General features: G+C 37.6%; 17 protein-coding genes. 9 read left to right on the forward strand and 8 right to left on the reverse strand.

Annotated features, from left to right (window positions below):
• Positions 1-83 precede the first annotated feature (83 nt).
• A complete protein-coding gene (locus JL102_RS19310) occupies positions 84-1451 on the forward strand; it encodes a sigma-54-dependent transcriptional regulator (RefSeq protein ID WP_202246105.1) in 1368 nt (455 codons plus the stop codon).
• Here JL102_RS19310 and JL102_RS19315 read toward each other — a convergent pair.
• Positions 1448-2638, reverse strand: coding sequence for a lactonase family protein (locus JL102_RS19315; RefSeq protein ID WP_202246106.1), 1191 nt, complete (start codon positions 2636-2638; stop codon positions 1448-1450). The genes JL102_RS19310 and JL102_RS19315 overlap by 4 nt on opposite strands.
• 140 nt (positions 2639-2778) lie before the next feature.
• Here JL102_RS19315 and JL102_RS19320 point away from each other — a divergent pair, with 140 nt between their 5' ends.
• Complete coding sequence (locus tag JL102_RS19320) at positions 2779-4128, forward strand: sensor histidine kinase (protein WP_202246107.1); 1350 nt, start codon at positions 2779-2781, stop codon at positions 4126-4128.
• Here JL102_RS19320 and JL102_RS19325 read toward each other — a convergent pair.
• Both JL102_RS19325 and JL102_RS19330 read right to left on the reverse strand, forming a co-directional pair.
• Positions 4125-4490 carry a cupin domain-containing protein gene (locus tag JL102_RS19325; RefSeq protein ID WP_202246108.1) on the reverse strand — a complete coding sequence of 122 codons (366 nt, stop codon included), beginning with the start codon at positions 4488-4490 and terminating at the stop codon, positions 4125-4127. The genes JL102_RS19320 and JL102_RS19325 overlap by 4 nt on opposite strands.
• Before the next feature lie 68 nt (positions 4491-4558).
• On the reverse strand, positions 4559-6982 hold the full coding sequence (locus JL102_RS19330) for an outer membrane beta-barrel family protein (protein ID WP_202246109.1): 2424 nt from the start codon (positions 6980-6982) through the stop codon (positions 4559-4561).
• Between the two features lie 422 nt (positions 6983-7404).
• Here JL102_RS19330 and JL102_RS19335 point away from each other — a divergent pair, with 422 nt between their 5' ends.
• Positions 7405-9873: a TonB-dependent receptor gene (locus JL102_RS19335; protein WP_202246110.1), complete on the forward strand. Its 2469-nt coding sequence runs from the start codon at positions 7405-7407 to the stop codon at positions 9871-9873.
• Positions 9874-9960: 87 nt separating this feature from the next.
• On the opposite strand, the gene JL102_RS19340 is transcribed toward JL102_RS19335, so the two are convergent.
• Genes JL102_RS19340 through JL102_RS19350 form a run of 3 tightly spaced genes read right to left on the reverse strand, consistent with a single transcriptional unit; the run spans position 9961 to position 11686 of the window.
• Complete coding sequence (locus JL102_RS19340) at positions 9961-10371, reverse strand: septal ring lytic transglycosylase RlpA family protein (RefSeq protein WP_202246111.1); 411 nt, start codon at positions 10369-10371, stop codon at positions 9961-9963.
• 39 nt (positions 10372-10410) lie between these two features.
• The gene (locus JL102_RS19345) at positions 10411-11118 is read right to left on the reverse strand and encodes a YqjF family protein (RefSeq protein WP_202246112.1); all 708 of its coding nucleotides are present in this window, start codon (positions 11116-11118) and stop codon (positions 10411-10413) included.
• 10 nt (positions 11119-11128) lie between these two features.
• Complete coding sequence (locus tag JL102_RS19350; RefSeq protein ID WP_202246113.1) at positions 11129-11686, reverse strand: YcxB family protein; 558 nt, start codon at positions 11684-11686, stop codon at positions 11129-11131.
• Between the two features lie 181 nt (positions 11687-11867).
• On the opposite strand from JL102_RS19350, the gene sbnA reads away from it, so the two are divergent.
• The 3 genes from sbnA to JL102_RS19365 are packed head-to-tail and all read left to right on the forward strand — an operon-like array spanning position 11868 to position 16140.
• Entirely contained in the window at positions 11868-12875 is a 1008-nt protein-coding gene (sbnA, locus tag JL102_RS19355) for a 2,3-diaminopropionate biosynthesis protein SbnA (RefSeq protein WP_202246114.1), read from the forward strand.
• Positions 12866-14734, forward strand: a complete 1869-nt coding sequence (locus tag JL102_RS19360) for an FAD/NAD(P)-binding protein (protein ID WP_202246115.1) — start codon at positions 12866-12868, stop codon at positions 14732-14734. Before sbnA ends, JL102_RS19360 begins: the two co-directional genes overlap by 10 nt.
• 2 nt (positions 14735-14736) lie before the next feature.
• Positions 14737-16140 (forward strand): alanine racemase, encoded by a 1404-nt coding sequence (locus JL102_RS19365; RefSeq protein ID WP_202246116.1) that lies wholly within the window; start codon positions 14737-14739, stop codon positions 16138-16140.
• Here the strand turns inward: JL102_RS19365 and JL102_RS19370 are convergent.
• Positions 16137-16652, reverse strand: a complete 516-nt coding sequence (locus JL102_RS19370; RefSeq protein WP_202246117.1) for a DinB family protein — start codon at positions 16650-16652, stop codon at positions 16137-16139. The two genes, JL102_RS19365 and JL102_RS19370, sit on opposite strands and share 4 nt — an antisense overlap.
• A 140-nt stretch (positions 16653-16792) precedes the next feature.
• Between JL102_RS19370 and JL102_RS19375 the strand changes: the two genes are divergently transcribed.
• The gene (locus JL102_RS19375) at positions 16793-17227 is read left to right on the forward strand and encodes a transposase (protein ID WP_202246118.1); all 435 of its coding nucleotides are present in this window, start codon (positions 16793-16795) and stop codon (positions 17225-17227) included.
• A 14-nt stretch (positions 17228-17241) separates the two neighbouring features.
• Positions 17242-18066 carry an IS3 family transposase gene (locus JL102_RS19380; protein ID WP_237390676.1) on the forward strand — a complete coding sequence of 275 codons (825 nt, stop codon included), beginning with the start codon at positions 17242-17244 and terminating at the stop codon, positions 18064-18066.
• A gap of 85 nt (positions 18067-18151) precedes the next feature.
• Here JL102_RS19380 and JL102_RS19385 read toward each other — a convergent pair whose 3' ends face one another.
• Positions 18152-19837: a sodium/sugar symporter gene (locus JL102_RS19385; RefSeq protein WP_202246119.1), complete on the reverse strand. Its 1686-nt coding sequence runs from the start codon at positions 19835-19837 to the stop codon at positions 18152-18154.
• A 375-nt stretch (positions 19838-20212) separates the two neighbouring features.
• Here JL102_RS19385 and trhA point away from each other — a divergent pair, with 375 nt between their 5' ends.
• Positions 20213-20857, forward strand: coding sequence for a PAQR family membrane homeostasis protein TrhA (trhA, locus tag JL102_RS19390; RefSeq protein ID WP_237390677.1), 645 nt, complete (start codon positions 20213-20215; stop codon positions 20855-20857).
• Positions 20858-20933: the final 76 nt, after the last annotated feature.

The raw sequence follows: 20933 nt of genomic DNA on the forward strand, positions 1-20933 counted from the left end.
ACACTTTAAGTGTATTGTAATCGTTACACTAAATTGTTTGTTTCTGATACACTTTAGTAAGTTTATCACACCAACTCCATATTATGAAGACACAAGGTAACATTTTAATAGTAGATGATGACATTGACATACTGGAAACTGCTCGCATGTTTCTAAAGCAGGAGTTTGCATCTGTTGACATAGAATCGCAACCTGAAAAGATTGCCGGCCATTTTGAAAGGAAAGATTATGATGTAGTACTGCTAGATATGAATTTCAAAAAAGGAATGAATGATGGTGAAGAGGGCTTTTATTGGCTCAATGAGATTTTGAAAATGGATCACGATGCCAGCGTAATCCTGATTACAGCCTATGGTGAGGTAGACCTTGCAGTAAAAGCCATGAAACAAGGTGCTACGGATTTTGTACTTAAACCATGGAAAAACCAGAAGCTGCTCGGCACTATCAATTCCGCTTTAAAACTCCGTGAATCTCGCAAGGAAGTAGAAAGACTAAAGGAATCTCAAAAAAGCAGCCCCCAGCAAGGAGGTTCATTTATAGATCTCATTGGAAATGCTGATGCTTTAAAAAGAGTAAAAGATCTTATCAGAAAAGTAGCGGTCACAGCGGCTGATGTTTTGATCCTCGGAGAGAATGGTACGGGAAAAGAAGTTGCAGCCAGAAACATTCACCACCTATCAGACCGTAAAGACGAAGTTTTTATACATGTAGATTTAGGAGCTATTAGTGAGACACTTTTTGAAAGCGAGCTTTTCGGGCATGTAAAAGGAGCCTTTACTGATGCCAAGCAAGACAAACCCGGAAGATTTGAAATAGCCCAAAAAGGAACTATATTTTTAGATGAAATAGGCAATTTATCTCTCCCTTTACAAGCAAAACTGCTTACCGTTCTCCAAAGTCGCAAAGTAAGAAGAGTAGGTTCTAATAAAGATATTGACTTGGATGTAAGGTTGATTTGCGCCACTAATATGCCTATTAATGACATGGTAGCCGAACAGACCTTCAGACAAGATTTACTCTATAGAATCAATACTGTAGAAATAAGGCTGCCTGCTCTACGTGAGCGAAAAGATGATATACCTCTACTTACAGAACATTTTCTTAAAATTTTTGCATATAAATACCACAAGAGGAATATCAAAATTGCAGATAGCACTTTGACTAAGTTACAAACTTACCCATGGCCTGGTAATATAAGAGAGCTACAACACGCTGTGGAGCGAGCTGTAATTTTAAGCGAGACAGATATCATAAATAGTGTAGAGCCTTTTATTTCTACACCCCACAGGTCTAGCTCTATTATGAATGAAGAAAAGACACTTGATGAAATGGAAAGAGACTTTATTTTGCAAACGCTAGAGCGGAACAATGGCAATGTAACCAAGACAGCTAAAGTGCTAGGCCTTAGCCGTACCGCCCTATATCGCAGAATGCATAAACATGGTATTTAAGGCATAAACTTAAGACATACCGGGGTAGGAATCTCTGACTCCACTCCTATATCTATAAGCTTTCCTGTTACATCATCAATTTCGTAAGTAATAACATTTCCCGTGTTTTGATTAGCTACTAATAAAAATTTACCAGCAGGATCTATAACGAAATTCCTAGGACCATCACCTTTAGTTGTTTGATGCCCTATAAGTGTAAGTTCACCAGTTTCAGAATTTACCCTAAACATGGCCAAATTATTAAACTTACCTCTATTACTCACATATAAAAATCTTCCATTAGGCGTTATATGAATATCTGCTGAGCCTGCGTCTACCATTGTGGTATCTTCTACAGCAGATAAAGTTTGAAAAGGTCTTAACTCGCCGTTATCTAAGATATCAAGAGTGGTTACCGTTCCTTTAAGTTCATTAACCACATAGGCCACTTTCTTAGATGGATGAAAAGCCAGATGCCTTGGACCTGATCCAGGTCGTAGCTCTGTATCTCTTCCTGTGGCCTCAAGTGTATCTTTACCTTCATCTAGCTTGTAAGGGATGATTTTATCAATCCCCAGATCCACTGCATAAACATAGCCACTCTTGGTAGGCCATACGCTATGTGCATGGGCAGACTGCTGTCTACTGGTTAAGCCTTTGCCGCTATGCTTCACAAACATTTTTTGAGACAAGGCCCCATTATCATCAATTCCTAGTAAAGTAATAACACCATCTGCATAGTTCGCCACCAAAGCATAGTTTCCTGAAGGATCTATGGAAATAAAGCAAGGAGCTCCTCCCTCTGATGGCACATGGTTGATTTCTCTTAATGTGCTGTCTGTAGTAAACTCATAGGCATAGACATCTCCTTGCGGCAAACTGTCGGTACCCATGGTTTCACTTACTGCATAAACATACTTGCCATTATTATGAATGGTAAGGTAGGAAGGATTTTTAATTCCTCTATTGATTGAGACCTGGCTTAGCTTACCAGTATTTTTATCCATAGTATATACATATATACCTTCTCCTTTTCCATCAACGTGGTCTTCTTTCTCTGTGTAAGTACCTACAAACAATAATCTTTTATCACTTTCTGGCATCATGGCAGTAGAATCTTCATTACTTGTTTCCTTAACACCTTTTGATCGCTCACACGATAGACTTACAACTCCTAACAAGGATAGTACAATAATTGATCTTAGCATTTTCTAAATTCATAGTTAAGATTGATGCTTAAATATAACCATTCCTATTAGAAATTCGCCCAATTCTATTAATTGAAAACATTATTATCTTTGAAAAGAGACACAAATAAGACATCTATGCAGTTCTTTTAAACGCTCAAATGAAATTTTATAAAAAATTCAGTTTCAAAGTAGTTATCAGGATTATTTTCATTTTAATAGTCATGACAGCCTTTGCTAGCATATTTGGAGATTCCAGGCTGTTTTTCAATCATATTATTTTGTCTCTGATCATGATGGCACAAGTGTGGGAGCTAATCCGCTTTATCAATTTAACCAACAGAGAGCTTTCCAAATTTCTACTCTCCATCAAACATAAAGATTTCACTGTCCACTTCAATAAAGCTACTGTTAGTGACTCTTTTAAAGAACTCAACCAAGCCTTTAATGAAATAATAGCAAGTTATAAGCAAAGTCAAATAGAAAATGAAGGCCAATTTCACTACCTCAAAATGGTGGTTAATCACATAAACGTAGGTATACTTTCTATAGAAAATGAATTGGACATTGTGTTAATGAACAAAACCGCGGAGAGCTTACTTCAAGCCCAAGGCATTAAAAACTGGAATATACTTAAAAGCAAGCATCCGTCTTTCGTACATGAGATCAACCAATTACAAAATAGTGGCCGAAAACTGGTAAGTATAGAAAGTGGCAGTAACAGAACGCTTTCTGTGGAAGTAAACTCCATGCAGTTACTTGGTAAGACCTATAAACTGATCACTTTTCAGGATATTAAAGATGAAATAGAACAAACAGAAATAGAAGCATGGCATAAGCTCATTCGTATTCTCACCCATGAAATTATGAACAGCGCCACTCCCATTTCTTCACTTACAGAAACTATGCAAGGCATGCTTAGTAAAAACGGGGACCAAATACCACTATCCGACTTAAATGAAGAAATTATTGATGATCTGCGCTTTTCGCTCAAGACGATACAAAAGAGAAGTGATGGAATGCTTGCCTTTATAGATGATTACAGAAAGCTAACCAAAGTTTCCAACCCAAGACTAGAAGAAGTGGATGTGAGTGAACTATTTCAACACATACACCTGCTTATGAAAAGGCAGATGGATGAGAATAACATTCATTTCAAAATGGCCTGTGATATACATACCATTAATCTGGACAGGCATTTGATAGAGCAAGTTTTAATCAACCTGATTACTAATAGCATACATGCACTAGAAAGGAAAGAAACCCCTGAAATCAGCCTTACAGCTCATTATATGGGAGAAAAAGCCTGCATAGCAGTGACTGATAATGGTAGCGGCATACCAAAAGTGGAGCTATCTCAAATATTCGTACCCTTTTATTCCACAAAAAAACAAGGATCAGGTATAGGATTAAGTCTCTCTAAGCAGATTATGCACCTGCATAAAGGCTATATCAAGGTAGACTCAGAAGATGGTAAGGGCACTACAATAAGCCTATACTTTAGAGGTTAGGTAAATAGCTGTTGGTCTATAGACTTGGTTACTGCAGACTGTACGTCGCCCGTGTGAGCAGTGCTTTTATTTTCAATAAGCATAATTTTACACTCTTGCTCAGCAGAAACACGATGATTCACACCTCTCTTTACTATAAACATATCACCAGCATTCATAGTAAAGCTGTCCTCTCCTTCCACCTCAAAAAGAAGATTTCCTTCAATGACGTAAAACATCTCATCTTCATTTTTATGATTATGCCATGGAATATCCTCACCCTTAATTTTAGCCAATTTCACGTACACATCATTTACCTCTCCCACTACTTTGGGAGAAAAGTAATCATGAATGCTATCAAATTTTTTCAGAAGATTAATCATAAAACAATAATAAATAATTCTATTGGCTTAAGGTATCTTAAACTTACATTTCTATAATACCTTATGAACTAGAAGTCTCCATCACCTCCATAATCATCACCATCTGTCTTAGGCGTGCTTTTCTGATTAAGCCTATAAGTAAAAGTAAGCAAAAACTGCCTTGATCTCCATTGAAATTCAGACTCCTGATAAAAGTTAGAACCAAAAGTCTCTCCCCTGTATTTACGAGAATTAAGCAAATCCCTCACATTAAGAGCAATAGTTCCTTTATTATCCAGCACCTCTTTACTTAAGCCTGTATCTATAGTATAAAAGGACTTTCTCTTACCCTGTGTACTTCTTTCCGGGGCTCTATAACGACCACTGAGCTGAAAATCAAACGCATCAAATAAGGTCATTTTAGAAGTAACTCTGGCAGACATGGTGTAAGCATCACTAGACAAGTCCTGTCCCTCATAATCTCCATCTGTAGCCTGGTGATAAAAGTTAGCATTACCATTGAGCTTCCACCAGTTTCCTACATCCTGAGATAAAGTAAACTCCACACCGTAAGAATTTCTCTCACTCAAGTTCTGAGGCTTAGAAAAAATAACTGTATCTCCGTTTACACGCTCTTGATAACTCACTCTATCTATAACATCTGTAGTATATCTATAATACACACTACTATATACAGAGCCTGACGGCCAGGTTTTCAAATATCCTAATTCATAAGCATCCGTATATTCAGGGTCAAGGTCAGTATTACCTGATCGAATGCTTCTTGGGTCTGTGTAACTAAAGAAAGGATTCAGACTCCAAAAGCTAGGCCTGTCTAATCTACGGCTATAGCTGGCTTGAATGGAATTTTCATTAGCTAACTCATAAGTAATATGTGCACTAGGAAAAAAGCCAATGTAATCCTTATCTGCACGTTCATCTGTAGTTACCAGCTGTGTGGTTATGTCAGTAAGTTCTGATCGTACTCCTAGCTGGTAAGAGAAATTATCTATTTTATTGCCATAGATAAAATATGCAGCATATATATTTTCATCGTATTTAAAATTGTTACTAAAGTCTGATAATTGCTCAAACTGCCCCTGCTCATTCTGCTCCTCTACCATATAGTTGTTATCAATACTTCTTATATTGGCTCGTAATCCTGCTTCCAGCTTACCCTTATCTGAGAATGGATATACGTAATCAGTCTGAAAAAGAATGTTTCGTTCAAACTCTTCGTTATATGATCTTTGAAAAAGATTGGGATTGAAATCCTCTCCTGAGTCCGCTAAAGCTCCTTGCCTCTGCTCTGAGTCTTCTACTTCATCACTCTCTCTGTATTGTAAATCAGCGGTAAGCTTATGTCCCTTATCATTAAACTCTCTGGTATAATTAAGGGCAAAATCCATGTTATCCTCATCCTCCTTCTCATTATCTGTACGCAATGAATCAGCCAAAAGCACCCTATTTCTGTCATAGTTCCTATAAATAAGATCTGTAGTATTATCTTCATCCGAAAAACGATACAAGGCAGAGGCGGTAATAACACTTTTGTCATCTAAGTAAAAATCTGCTCCTGTTCTAATATTATGAGAAAATCCTTCTCTGCTCCTATCACGATCGGTGGTTCTGTAAGTACTATAGCCATCATTAAAAAACTCTTGCCTATCAAAACCAGAACCGGGGCTGTTCCTGTAGTTAGTACCGTAATTAAAGAACATATTCACCCATTTTTTTCTATAATTCACATTGGCAGATACACCAAAGTCTGCAGGATAACCTCCATTCACCGTAAATGAACCATTTACCCCCTGATTTTCATCCTTTTTGAGAATAATATTGATAATACCCGCGTTACCTTCGGCTTGGTACCTGGCAGATGGATTGGTAACTACTTCTATCCGCTCTATCAAATTACCCTGTAACTGCCTTAAGGCATCTGTGCTACTAATTCCTACTAGTCCTGAAGGCTTGCCATTCACTAGAATTTTAACATTAGAACTACCTCTTAAACTCACATTACCTTCAATATCTACATTTACAGAAGGCACGTTATCCAATACATCTGCCGCGCTAGCTCCAATGTTACTTAAATCTTGACCTACATTAAACACCCGTTTATCGAGCTCCATCACCATCTGGCTCTTTTCACCTTTTACTACTACTTCCTTTAACGTTTCCGTATCAGGATTTAGGGTGATTGATCCTAATTGCACCTCCTTATTACCAGCACCCAGCTCCACATGAAAGTATTTTGGGCTATAGGATATAAACTCCGTTCTAACAATATATTTACCCTTCTTTTTAATAGAAACAGCAAAGTTACCCGTCCCATCAGTAACTCCTCCGGTAACAAGGCTACTATCAGTTCTTTGCAACACACTTACTGAAGCATATTCAAGTGGCTTACCACTGTCTCCATCTATAAGTTTACCTTTTATTTGAAAACCGGACTGGCCAAAGACAGGAATCAATGAAGCAAAAAGCAAAAAAACTGGTAGAAAAACTCTCATAGGCATAGATAATCTGAATGTATAGAATACAAATGTACAACAGGTAAACGATCCAAAAATATGAAAAACTAGAAGTTTTAAATTGTAGGCCTTTCCTTTTTTAAAAGGTTAATATATAGTGTAAACTATATGAAAGCTTAACAGTAAAACGGCCACCATGTTCATTTAATTTCTATTTAAATTATATATAAAGTCAGTTTAACTACTTTTAAAATAAAGAATCTCGATAATATATATTTATGCCATCATCAGCATTATTATCACCTAGAAATTAGAACTCCGCTAGAACTGCTTATTCAGTTTTCAACAGACACTCAGCTCATTTATTTTATTTGAAATCATTCTAAATAACTTGCCTGTAAGTTATAGTTAATTTAAGTTTGCTTCAATTTTAAATCAGTCTAAATTAACACAAACATAAAATGACTAAACTTTTACTGACACTTTGTGCCATGGCACTGGCTTCCGTGTCTGTTTTTGCTCAAACAGGAACCTTAAAAGGAACCATCAATACGTCAGACAATAAAGCGGCAGCTTATGTAAATGTCTATTTAAAAGGAACAAATAAGGGCACATCTACTGATAAGAATGGTAATTACACCTTAAGAAACCTCTCCCCAGGAGATTACGTGCTTGTAGCTTCTTATGTAGGCCTTAAGAAAAAGGAACTAGAAGTTTCCGTATCTCCCAATGAGATCACCCAGATTCCGGTTTTATTACTAGAGATAGATTCTGAAGAGCTCAATGAAGTGGTTATACAAGGTGATAGAGCTACTAATAAGTTTGCGGAGCCTGAAAGTGAGTTTGTGGCTAAAATGCCTTTAGAAAACATAGAAAATCCTCAGGTATACAATACTATCGACAGTCGTTTATTAAAAGAGCAGGTTATCACTAATTTCAATGACGCACTGAAAAATGCTCCTGGTATTACTCGCGTGTGGGAATCTACCGGTCGTGGTGGTGACGGTGCAGGGTATTACTCCATGAGAGGATTCACCGTACAGCCCACTATGATGAATGGCTTACCTGCGCTTACAAACGGAGCGCTGGACCCCGTTAATATGGAGAAAATTGAAGTGATAAAAGGACCCTCAGGAACACTATTTGGCAGCAGCTTAATATCGTATGGAGGACTTATAAACGTAGTGACTAAGAGGCCTTATGAAGAATTTGGAGGAGAGATCAACTATATTACCGGTAGCTACGGATTAAACCGAATTACCGCCGATATTAACACCCCTTTAAACGATGATAAAAGTGTTCTCTTGAGAGTAAACACGGCCTATCACACAGAAAACAGCTTTCAGGATGCTGGTTATAAAAAATCTTTTTACATAGCTCCTTCCCTCACCTACAAGGCTAACGATAAATTAACCTTCTTGATAAACGCTGAAATATTAAATGCGGAAGCAGCTAACGCTCCTATGATATTCTTAACAAGAAGTGAACCTTTAAGACTGCATTCCATAGATGACTTTAAAGCTTTGGGGTATAATAATGAAAGATCGTTCACAAGCAATGACCTTACTATGAAAACCCCTTCTTTCAGTTTACAAGGGCAGGCCATTTATAAAATCTCTGAAAAATGGACCTCTCAAACTGCAGTATCATCAAGCTCTGCTAAATCTCAGGGCTATTACTCTTACTTGATATCTTTAGATGCTACTGACACTACTAATGCCGATTTGATGACGTTGGGCTTAGGCGGAGAATTCTTTTCTAGAAAAATCAGTAGACAAAACTCTACTACCCTAGGCACCGACATTCAACAAAATTTTATAGGCGATTTTGAAATAGGGTCTCTAAGAAACAGGCTCGTAGCTGGTGTTGATTTTTTTCATAGAGAACTGATCAACAATAGTACAGGATATCTGCAAAATGGCACCATATATTTCGGTACTGAGAGTGTAGCGGAGGTAAATGAAACCCTTTATGGCATCACAAATCCTCGTTTTTACCGCACTAATTATGATGATGGCATCCTTTCTCAACCTGGCGCAAATGCTGCTTTAGCTGGCTCTGGTGTAAGTAATAGCCAAACACAACAGCAAGTACTGAGTGCATACGTTTCAGACGTACTTAATATTACGCCTAACTTAACTGCCATGGCTAGTTTAAGGGTAGATAGATTTATGGATAAAGATGATAGCGACAACGACCAGACTACATTATCTCCTAAATTTGGATTGGTTTATCAATTAATACCTAATCAACTATCTGTATTTGGTAACTATATGGATGGTTTTAAAAATACTACACCAAAGGTTCAAGGAGACCAGACTATTGAAAATTTTGATCCTGAACACGCCAATCAGTGGGAAGTGGGTGCAAAAATCAATATGTTTAATGAAAGACTTTCTGCTACCGTCAGCTACTATGACATTCAGGTTTCTGATATAATAAGAACAGATCCAGAGCGTGCTAACTTCAGTATTCAGGATGGCGAGTCTTACAGTGAAGGAATAGAAGTAAGCATCATAGCAAACCCTATTCAAGGCCTAAACATTGTAACAGGTTACAGCTATAACGAAGCAGAAACAAAAAACACTTCTCCTCAAACAGATGGAAGAAGATCTCCAGATGCAGGTCCAAAATCTTTATTTAACTTTTGGGCCAGCTACTCACTAAATCAAGGCTCTTTACAAGGTCTTGGGGCAGGTGTTGGAGCTAACTACGCCAGCGAATACGCAACCACCAATACGCTAGTAACAGGCAAGTTCACCCTACCATCTTATACTATTTTCAATGCTTCTCTATTTTATAATACAGATAAGTACAGGCTAGCATTAAAATTAGACAACCTAACTAATGAGGAATATTATACTGGTTGGACTACGATCAGCCCTCAAAAAACAAGAAGCTTAAGCGCTAGTTTTGCTTATAGGTTCTAAGCATTCAAAGTTATAGTGAATATAACAAAAGAGGCCGTATGCATAATACGGCCTCTTTTCATTTCTAGACGATTCGTCAGAGCATCACTATTCTCTTTCAGTGGAATCATTTACGGCGTACCCTTGAGCAGCTTTAAGCACTTTAAGCCTAACCTTAGTAGTACCGCTATCCATCATGTTGAGCCTTTTGGCTGCCGCTCTAGACAAATCTAATATTCTATTATTAACATAAGGCCCCCGGTCATTAACTTCTACAGTTACCACACTATCATTATCCAAATTTTTGACTTTTATTATAGTGCCCAAAGGCAAATGATTATGTGCTGCAGTAAGGCTATCATTGGAGTAAAAATCTCCACTGGCTGTTTTTTTTCCATGCAAACTGGCGGCATAATAGGAAGCCATCCCCTCCTGTTCATAAGGCTCTGGCCCAGAGGTTGACTTTTCCTTATCAGAACAAGCAAATAAGATAAAAATCAGACATAGTATTTTTTTCATCATTAGATATTTTGGCTCAAAATATTAAACAAATCTCAACTACAACCTCCTCTTATTCTCCACCGTTATTTTAGATCCTTCGGCCAGCATAACTGACTTGGGCTCCATTTTGCTAAGCACTCCAAACTCTTCTCCGTACAAGTCAGAAAAGTTCACGTCAATAGTATAATCTTGCACAGGATAGGCTTCCCAGCGAGGATGAGTTACTTCATATTCATAAGTGGCTTTTCCTTTGGCCTGAGTATACCCCCAATAATGCTCTGTGATAAACTCAGTTTCTGAGTTAGCAGGAATATGCTCAGGTTGTAAATTAGCTTTTACAGAAAAAACATTATTCTCCTTTCTATATTTCCAGGCATAAGTCACCTCCCTCTGATCTTGTAGCTCATGCCAATGATGGCTCATGGGTACAGTTTGATAATGCTCTTGATAAACAGTATTAGCTACAAAGGTAAGGGCTGGTTTTGGCACTAGCTCTTTTATAAAAACTACTCCCCGTCTCCACTCTCCCTTATATTTGGTTTTGACATAAAACCTAAGATTCACCTCCTCAAAATTAATATGAAAGGGTATCGGTACTCCCAGTAATTTGGTATTTAAGAACATAAAGCCCACCAAGCTTACATAACAGGTATTATTCCACAAATCGAGCTCAGTACCATGCGGGACATACTTTTCGAGAATTTTAGGATCTACTGCGTAATTCGCCAAAGCTAATTTCCTCCATTCGGCTTTTAAAAAACTCATAACTGATAATTTATTTCCACTTCCAATTTTGCTGATTGGAATAATCGGCATTGGCAAAATCAGAAATATACTTTAGTTTAGCTTCTAGTTGATCAATATCATTTACCCGTTCCTTTGGAATTATCAGAGCCTCACCACTTTTCACATTAATCAAAAAATGCTTTGGCAAATTCGTAATCTGATCAACGGTTCTATAGGCAAACTTAGACTGGGTATTGTCTTCGTCTTTGGAAATCAATTGATCCTCATAGAGTTCCAAGGTAATCGTTTTGCCAAATTGATCAGAAAATCTATCTCTTATGTACCTGCGGTAATGTCTCTTATAAAGCCATTTTAAGTACACAGGATAAAGAGCTAACACAATCACTCCTATAATGGCAAAATAGAGCGTAAGCCACATATTATCTTTTTGGTAAAAGAAAAATGAAAAGACAAACATAATACCTGTCATAAAAAACCACCTCCATTTTCTTCTATTAGCTCCTGATTTTGATTGAGAAGCCGTGTATAGCTGATGCGTAAGATAATCTTCTTCCTCTAAGCTAAACCTATACTTTTCCACTGACATGAATTAATAATTTGATTTTTAAATACTGTTTTACCAGTTAGTGATCGGCTAAATATACAGTTTAACTCTCAAAATTGCCCCTAAAGCACTTACAATTAACCTACTAAATAAGAAGTTCAATAAACTTCACATCTTCCTTCTTGTTATAAGCAAAGTAATACTATGACGCAGGAACCAACTCATGAATAATACTCAACACAATATACACCCTAACGTGCTTGCTACTATAGGAAACACGCCCATGATACATTTAATGAACCTCTGTCCTGAGTTCAATGTAAATATTTATGGAAAGATGGAGGCCTTCAACCCTGGAGGCAGCATTAAAGACCGCACAGCCACGAATATCCTTGTAGATGCTATTAATAAAGGAGAAATAAACAAGGATACTACTATTGTAGAATCCAGCTCTGGAAATATGGCCATTGGACTGGCGCAGACCTGCCTGATGTATGGATTAAAACTAGTAGTGGTTGTAGATCCACTTATTAATAAGCATACTTTAAAAATATTAAAGACGTATGGAGCTAAAATAGAACAAGTTACAGAGCAAGAAAATGGGAGTTATCTGAATGCTCGTTTAAAAAAGGTAGAAAACTTACTCAAGGTCGTAGAAAACAGCTTTTGGCCCAATCAATACGCAAATCATGCTAATCCGGAGGCTCACTATAACACCATGAGAGAGATAGCTGAAGCGCTAAATAATCAAGTAGACTACCTCTTTGCCGCTACCAGCACCTGCGGCACTATCATGGGATGTGCTGAGTATTTAAAAAAGCACAACTTAAAAACTAAAATAGTGGCTGTAGACGCTATGGGTAGCGTACTATTCGGACAAGCTCCAGGGAAAAGGCTTATTCCAGGTCATGGAGCAGGAAGACCTTCCATATTGATTGATAAAAGTTATATAGATGAGGTGGTACATATTACTGACCAAGAATGCATAGAAGGCTGCCATCAGTTATTACAGAGAGAAGCCATACTAGCAGGAGGCTCATCAGGAGCAGTAGTTTCTGCACTACAAAAACTAGTTCCGTCCCTACCCTCTAATGCTAACTGCGCAATTATTTTATGCGACAGAGGTGAAAGATATCTTGATACTATTTACTCAACAGAATGGGTCAATCAGAATTTCCCTGAATCAAATACATTATTAAAACAACAAACATTATCACATCAATGGGCCTAGAACTTATTAAGGAGACTCAAGATGTTGCTATTAAGCAATTAGACGAAACCGTTTATATGGCTATCATTGGAGGCGGCCCTAAAGGCATGTATGGACTTGAGCGTTTAATAGCTGAGCTTAATAGCGAAGCTACTTGTGCTCCAGTAGAAATACATATATACAACCGAACTCGACATTTTGGCTCTGGCGATGTATACCGTACAGATCAACCATTATTTTTAAAAATGAATGTTCCTAACAGCGCTATAGACATCTGGCTTAGAGAAGAACCAGAGTGCCCAGTGAAGGACACCTCCACTTTTACAGAATGGATAAATCAGAACCCTGACGTTACAGACAACCTTGCTCCCGATGACTATTCATCTAGAGCAATAGTAGGTCAATACTTGGAAGATGGACTCAAAAAAATACTCTCTCAGCTTCCTCCAAGGGTTATTGTGAAACTGATTCAAGGTAGTGTTTCAGACCTAAAGAAAGTGGATAAACATTATCTGATTAAAACAGAAAGTAATAACTCTGGAAACTGGCACCCACACCATTATTCTCATATACTTCTGGCCACTGGGCACCCCTCTAAATCCCTTACTCATGAAGAGCAAGAATGGGTTCATTTCAGCAAAACAGAACCTCGTACTGGATACATTCCATTTATCTACCCTGTACAACAGGCCTTGCAAAATATTGACCCTGGCTCCACCGTAGGTCTCAAAGGTATGGGATTAACTTTTGTTGATGCTGTTTTAGCTCTTACAGAAGGACGAGGAGGTCAGTTTATCACTCAAGGGGAAAAATTAACTTATATATCCTCAGGACAAGAACCCTCCAAGATATATCCTTTTTCAAGGACTGGAATACCCATGATAGCTCGCGGCCCTAAGATAGATGCTAATCATACGCTAAAGTTTTTCACTTCAGAAAACATAAAAGATAATAATAGGCATGATTTTGAAAAAGACCTGCTGCCTCTAATCAAGCTGGAAATGAAATATGCCTATTATAACGTTCTTTTCCAACAGCATCAGTTCGATTTTAATGACATTTCTCTTACGGATAAAAAGCTGGAACAAGCCATTCAAACTTTCCATGAGCTTCACCCTGAAATTGCCTTTTTTGATATAGATACTTACCTAAACCCTCTTGAGAAAACGGATATTAAATCTGGAAATGACTTTCATTCCTTCACTGTAAGCTACCTGAGAAAGGGTAACAGTGAAGCAGAGATAGGAACAGAAAAAAGTGCCTTTGCTGCAGTATCTCAAGTATGGAGTAAAGTCACGCCTACATTCATAGATATTTTCAAATTCGGAGGTTTAAGGCCGCATTCTCATGAGAACTTCATCAAAAACTACTCTGGTCTATTAAATAGAGTCACTTATGGCCCTCCTGTAGAAAATATGCAGAAAATGGTGGCATTAGCGGAACATGGATTACTTAGTTTTCGTATTGGTCCTTGTAGTAATATAGCCCTTAACAAGGAAAAAGCATCTTTTGAAATTGAATCAAAAATAAATAAAGAAATTACCAGGGTGGATTATTTAATAGATGCCCGAATTCCTAAGATAGACATTGACAAAGCTAATCATGGCCTTTATTATAATTTACTAAAAAGAGGCGAAATCAAGCTTTTTCAAAACGAATGTAAGGAAACCAATCAGATGTTTAAACCTGGTTGTATGACTATAGAGCCTTCTGGTTATATTGTAGATGCTCATAATAATGTAAACAAGGCTATAGCTGCTACAGGAGCGCCCACTGAAGGTGTCACTTATGACAACGATGCCTTATCTCCTCACCGCAATAATTTTGTGAGTAAATGGGCCCGAAATATAAAAAATGAATTAAAAACTACTGCTCATTGATTATGCAAACCGAAACCTCATTATTACCTCCTCTAACACCTAAAGTACACTCATGGATAAGTCAGTTTATCAGTGACCCTGAAAGAGTCAGAAGTGTAATAAAGCAATACGGATCACCGGTTAATCTACATTCTACAACTCCTTTTATTGAAAATTATGAAAACTATAAAAGGGTTCTTGATAAATACGAACTTAATCACCTGATCTGTTTTGCCAGAAAAGCCAATAAGAGCAAATCCTTTGTGAAAGCAGCCTCCGAGCATGGATTCGGTGTAGATACCGCCAGTTATAGGGAGCTACTACAGTGCCTGGATGAGGGCATGGATAAAGACAAGCTAATACTCACAGCGGCCATAAAAAACAAAGAACTGATAGAGCTGGCCATAAAAAACGAAGTGCTGATTATAATTGATAATCTCGATGAACTTGAGCTTACGAAAAAACTATCTACTGAACTGGGCGTAGTAGCTCAGATTGGACTTCGATTAGGTGGGTTTCATATTAATGGACATAAGCTTTATACCCGTTTCGGTGTAGATATTGAAGAAGCTAAAAACTTTATGCTGGATCATATTCAGCAAGCAAACCAGATCCAATTCAGAGGCTTTCATTTTCACCTCAATGGTTATAGTATAGATGAAAGAGCAAAAGCCATAGCAGAAACTATTGCCTTAATTGACGAGATGAGAAAATATGAAATCTCTACTGAATTTATTGACATTGGCGGTGGGCTTCTCATCAATTATCTAGAAGATAGGGAGGAATGGGATGAGTTTCAAGAAGAATTAAAAATGGCTGTTCAAGGTTTCAGAGAGCCTATAACCTTTCAAAATAATGGTTTAGGGTATTCGATAAACGATGGTGAACTCATCGGAAATTTGGCCACGTATCCTTATTACAATGAAACTCATAAAGAAGATTTTCTGGAAGCCATACTCTCCTACCCCACAGGAAAAGGTGAGATAGCCACCTTGCTTAAAGACCGCAACATCACCATAAGAATGGAGCCCGGCAGATCATTGCTTGACCAGTCAGGAGTAACGCTAGCCGAAGTAGTGTTTAGAAAATACGACAGCCAAGGCAATTTACTCATAGGTCTGCATATGAATAAAACACAGCTCTTTAGCTCTAGCGCTGACTTCTTACTAGACCCTATAGTACTTAATTATGAAAGTAACGAAGACAGTGAACCTACCAGTGGCTACTTTGTAGGTGCTTATTGCTTAGAGCAAGATGTTATTCTAAAACGAAAAATTAATCTTGCAAAAACACCTGCTATCGGAGATATAGTTTGCTTTCCTAATACAGCTGGCTATATGATGCATTTTTATGAAACAGAAGCGCATTTATTCAATCTTTCTACTAACCTATTTCTTAAAGAAAACGGTAAAGTAGAGCGAGATTAAACATTATGCTTTTTATTAAGATCTATGCCTTTGTAAAAGGCTAGATCTTTGTTTTTTAACAACTTAGTCCAGAAGATAATCTGCCCCGTATGGTGCGAGAAATGCTCTACTGCATGCACTATAATACCTACCCCACTGTAATGATATGCCTGAACGTGTTTCAGGTCTGTCATACCCTTATCGGAACATTTAGAAATCACAGTTACAGCCTTATTTACAGTCTCTTGCAATAAAGCTTTGAGCTGCTCCTTATCCTGCTTATCAGAGCTTTCAAATTCCAAATCACGCTGCCTATTATCTTCTGTTTGGCCAAGTGTAGTAATGATGTATTGCCTCAAATTACCGCACAAATGAAGCACCAGATGCCCCACACTGTTAGACGAATCATTAGGTTTACGCCATATTTCCTCATCGCTAAGCATATCTAAACATGTGATATTTTTATCTAAAAATCCTTTCAGACGGTGTATGGAGTGTTCTTTGAGCTCATTACTTATATTTTCTGATGTCATAACTTATATTTCAAATACTCTAATGAATTGAATTTAAAGACATTTATTGTGAAATAAAAAAGGCGACTCAATCTCTTAAGTCGCCTTTTGATATAATTTATTGTCCCGTCCTGAAATAGCGTTACACCAAAAGTAACGATATGAAAGAAAGACAAGAGAATCAGTATGTTAAGCGTACTCAAAAAGATTACAGCTACGCTTTTAAATTAGCAGTAGTTGAAGAAGTAGAAAGAGGCCAGATAGGAATAGGAGCGGCACAAAAAAAGTATGGCATTCAAGGAGATGCTACCATAAGGAATTGGATAAGAAAGTATGGAACCGTAGATTGGGATAATAAATCACACCAAATAATGGCTAAATCTCCTGAACAAAAGTTACTAGAGCTTGAGCAGAAAGTTCGCTTACTAGAAAAGCAAAAGACAGAACTAGAGAAGAAGGCGTCTATGGCTGACAAAAAAGCTATTTTCTTTGATATGATGATTGACATAGCCGAAGAAGAGTTCAAGATTCCAATCAGAAAAAAGTATTCACCCGAGCAGTCGAACGATTTAAAATCGAACAAAAAGAAAGCTTAACAAGCACCTGCAGATTGTTTGGGGTGAACCGACAGGTTTATTATAGAGCAAAGAAAACCGAAGCCCAAAGGCGAGATACAGCGACTCAAGTAATTGAAAAGGTTCAGAGAATTCGCTTGAGTATGTCAGAGCTAGGAACAAGAAAGCTCTACTCGAAGCTTTATTCACAGCTTCGAGAGCTAGGAGTTGGTAGAGATCGCTTGTTTGCCATATTAAAAGCAAATCGGATGTTAGTTGTTCCCAAGCGCAGTTATCAGATCACAACAAATTCACACCATCGGTTTAGAAAACATAAAAACCTAATTGAACACATTAGCTATGGACGACCAGAACAAGTCTGGGTATCAGACATCACATATATTGGAAATAGAGAAAATCCTATGTACCTGTCTTTAGTTACAGATGCATATTCAAAGAAGATCATGGGTTTTGATGTATCAAATAGTCTTCATTCGGCAGGAACGGGAAGGGCATTAAAAATGGCAATTAAAAGCCGGAAATATAAAAATGAGTCATTAATACATCACTCAGACAGAGGCTTACAATATTGTAGTGACCTATATCAAAACTTGCTGAAGAAAAACAAGATAAAATGTAGCATGACAGAAAAATATGACCCCTATCAGAACGCCATTGCTGAAAGGGTAAATGGAATACTCAAGCAAGAGTTCATTAAAGGTGTTCTAGTCAATGATGTCGAACTAATGTCAAAATTAATAGCTCAATGTATAGATATTTACAATCATATGAGACCTCACTATAGCTGTTTTATGAAAACCCCAGAGGAAATGCACAAGCAGAGAAAAATTAAAATAAGAACATATAAAAAGAAAAAATAGCACTGCTGAATTGGGCAGTGCTACTTAATTATTTATCCTTGTATAAACTGTAACGCTTATTTAGGACTAGTCATATATTATTCTTTTACCAGAACATGGCATATAAGAATGTAAGAATAATCAATATAATGAAAGCAGATATATTAAAAGCAGGCGACGTTTTAAACAAGTCTTTTTCTATTACTATACCTTTAGGATCTACCATTCCTTTACCTTCTGAGAAACTAACAATGGCCATTATAATCATAGTAACGATAAGTGTAATTCCCATTTGATGCATAAATGGCAGCACCACGAAAAGAGGTGAATCAACCCAGCCATTTGGTCCTACTTTGAAGTACAAGGCAACAGGAATAGAAGCTAATACACCAATGATAGCTGCATTATTTGTAGCCTTTCTCCAGAACAATCCTAAAAGGAATACTGCCAAAATACCCGGGCTAACTATTCCTGTATATTCTTGAATAAACTGGAATGCCTGCCCCAAGTTACCTAAAGCCGGAGCTATTAAAGCAGCAATAACTAACGACACCGCAGCCGTAATCCTACCTACATTTACAGTCTGCTTATCATTCGCCTTTTTGTTGATATAAGGCTTGTAGATATCCATAGTAAATATGGTAGCAGTAGAGTTAAGCATAGAAGCTAAAGAAGACACAATAGCAGCTGCAAGAGCAGCCAGCACCAAACCTTTTACTCCTGAAGGAACAAGGTTCTTAATCAACCAAGGGTAAGCGTTATCATTAGCAATACCACCATCAGCAGCCAGGAATCCTGGAGATACCGACTCAGGAGTAAGGTTACCGGAAGCATCAGCATTAAGCACATAAGCAACAATACCTGGTATAACCACTATCAAAGGAATGATAAGTTTCAAAAACCCTGCGAAAGCAATACCTTTTTGAGATTCTTTTAAGCTTTTTGCTGCCAAAGTTCTCTGAATGATATACTGGTTAAATCCCCAGTAGTAAAGGTTGGCTACCCAAAGACCTCCAACAAGCACCGCAATACCTGGTAAATCCCACCAGGCATCTTTTCCATTAGGGGTAATTACTTCGCCTTTTTCCAAAATCATTGAAAACTTAGCAGGCACTTCGTTATACATGTATTTCAACCCAGCAATTATACCTCCATCAGGCACTAACTGATCAATAGCAATGTAAGCAGTAATGAGTCCACCTATCACCAGCAGTACCACTTGCAATACATCTGTCCAGGCTACAGCAGACAGCCCTCCCCATAGGGAATAAGCAGCGGCAAATATTGCCAATCCTATGATGCTCATCATCATATAGCTGCCATCTCCTGTACCTATAATGGTGTCTAGCGCTTTTGCGCCCAGGTACAAAACAGAAGAAAGGTTTACGAAAATATACAAGGCCAACCAGAAAATAGCTAAAATGGTTTTCAGGTTGGTACTATACCTTTTTTCAATAAATTCAGGAATAGTATAAAGTCCCTTTTCTATGAAAATAGGTAAGAAGAACTTACCTACAATGAGTAGAGTAAGAGCTGCCATCCACTCATAAGAGGCTATGGCCAACCCCACGGCAAATCCGGAACCAGTCATACCAATAAACTGCTCAGCAGAAATGTTAGCAGCTATAAGTGAAGCTCCAATGGCCCACCAAGGCAATGACTTACTAGCGAGGAAATAGTCCTCTGCATTTTTTTGGTGTCCCTTTTTGTCGCGAGACACATACAAACCTATTCCGAGAATCAACGCGCAATAGGCCGTAAAAATCACGATGTCAATAGTATCAAAATTCATTGAGGCGAAATGCTTTTATTTAATTGTAAGGGTTTAATAATAATTTATAATTATCACTTATCAATGTATATTTTCACATTGAAGTGGCTAATTTGGCCCAAATAAGCAGCACTTCAAAGTAATAAACTAACTTTCTTACTAATCTTTTACAATCGGTAAATGGTTTGAAACAGAGTGCTATAACACAGCATAGCCTCAAAACTATTAATTCTCATAAATTTTGAATCCAAATGATTTTTGACATAAGTATTTCTGTCTAACGATAGCTTTTCTTTCAAAGCCATAAAATATTTTTGTAGTTATTAAAAAAACTGATTGATAAAGTAATCTAAATGACCATATAATCGTTTAAGATAGGAATAAAAGCGTGTACTCATGGAAAAGATCATACTCACTTACTATAATAAAAAAGAGGAATACTTAAATGTTATTACTCACTTCGTAGGCTTTTTACTAAGTATTGCTGCCTTAGCTCTACTGGTTACTTACTCCGCGCTAGAAGGTACCGTGTGGCATATCGTTAGTTTTTCCATCTATGGTAGCAGTATGGCGGTTTTGTACCTATCTTCTACCCTATATCACGCAGCCAAAAAGAAGACTTTAAGAAGAAAACTAAATGTACTGGACCATGCGGCCATTTATTTACTGATAGCGGGCACCTATACTCCTTTCTGTTTGATTGCGCTCAAAGGCCCGTTAGGTTGGACTATTTTAGGCATAACCTGGGGCATTGCACTAATAGGCATAATTTTGAAGTTTTTCTTTACAGGAAGATTCAATAAAGTATCTACCATTAGCTATGTTCTTCTCGGTTGGATTGCTGTATTCGCCACCAAACCTTTAATAGAGAATCTGCCTACACCAGGCTTAATATACTTGCTGCTTGGCGGACTGTGCTATACCGTTGGAGCCATATTTTATTCTATTGAAAGAATCCCTTACAATCACGCTATTTTCCATTTTTGGGTGTTAGGAGGGTCTGTAATGCACTTTATAGCTGTATTCTTCTACCTGTTGTAAATTACTCCAGCATAGGGTTATACATCATCACTGCATGATTTTCTGTGATGAGTTCATCGGTATGGAGATTTACTCA

It is taken from the genome of Fulvivirga sediminis (assembly GCF_016757215.1).
Taxonomy (GTDB): domain Bacteria; phylum Bacteroidota; class Bacteroidia; order Cytophagales; family Cyclobacteriaceae; genus Fulvivirga; species Fulvivirga sediminis.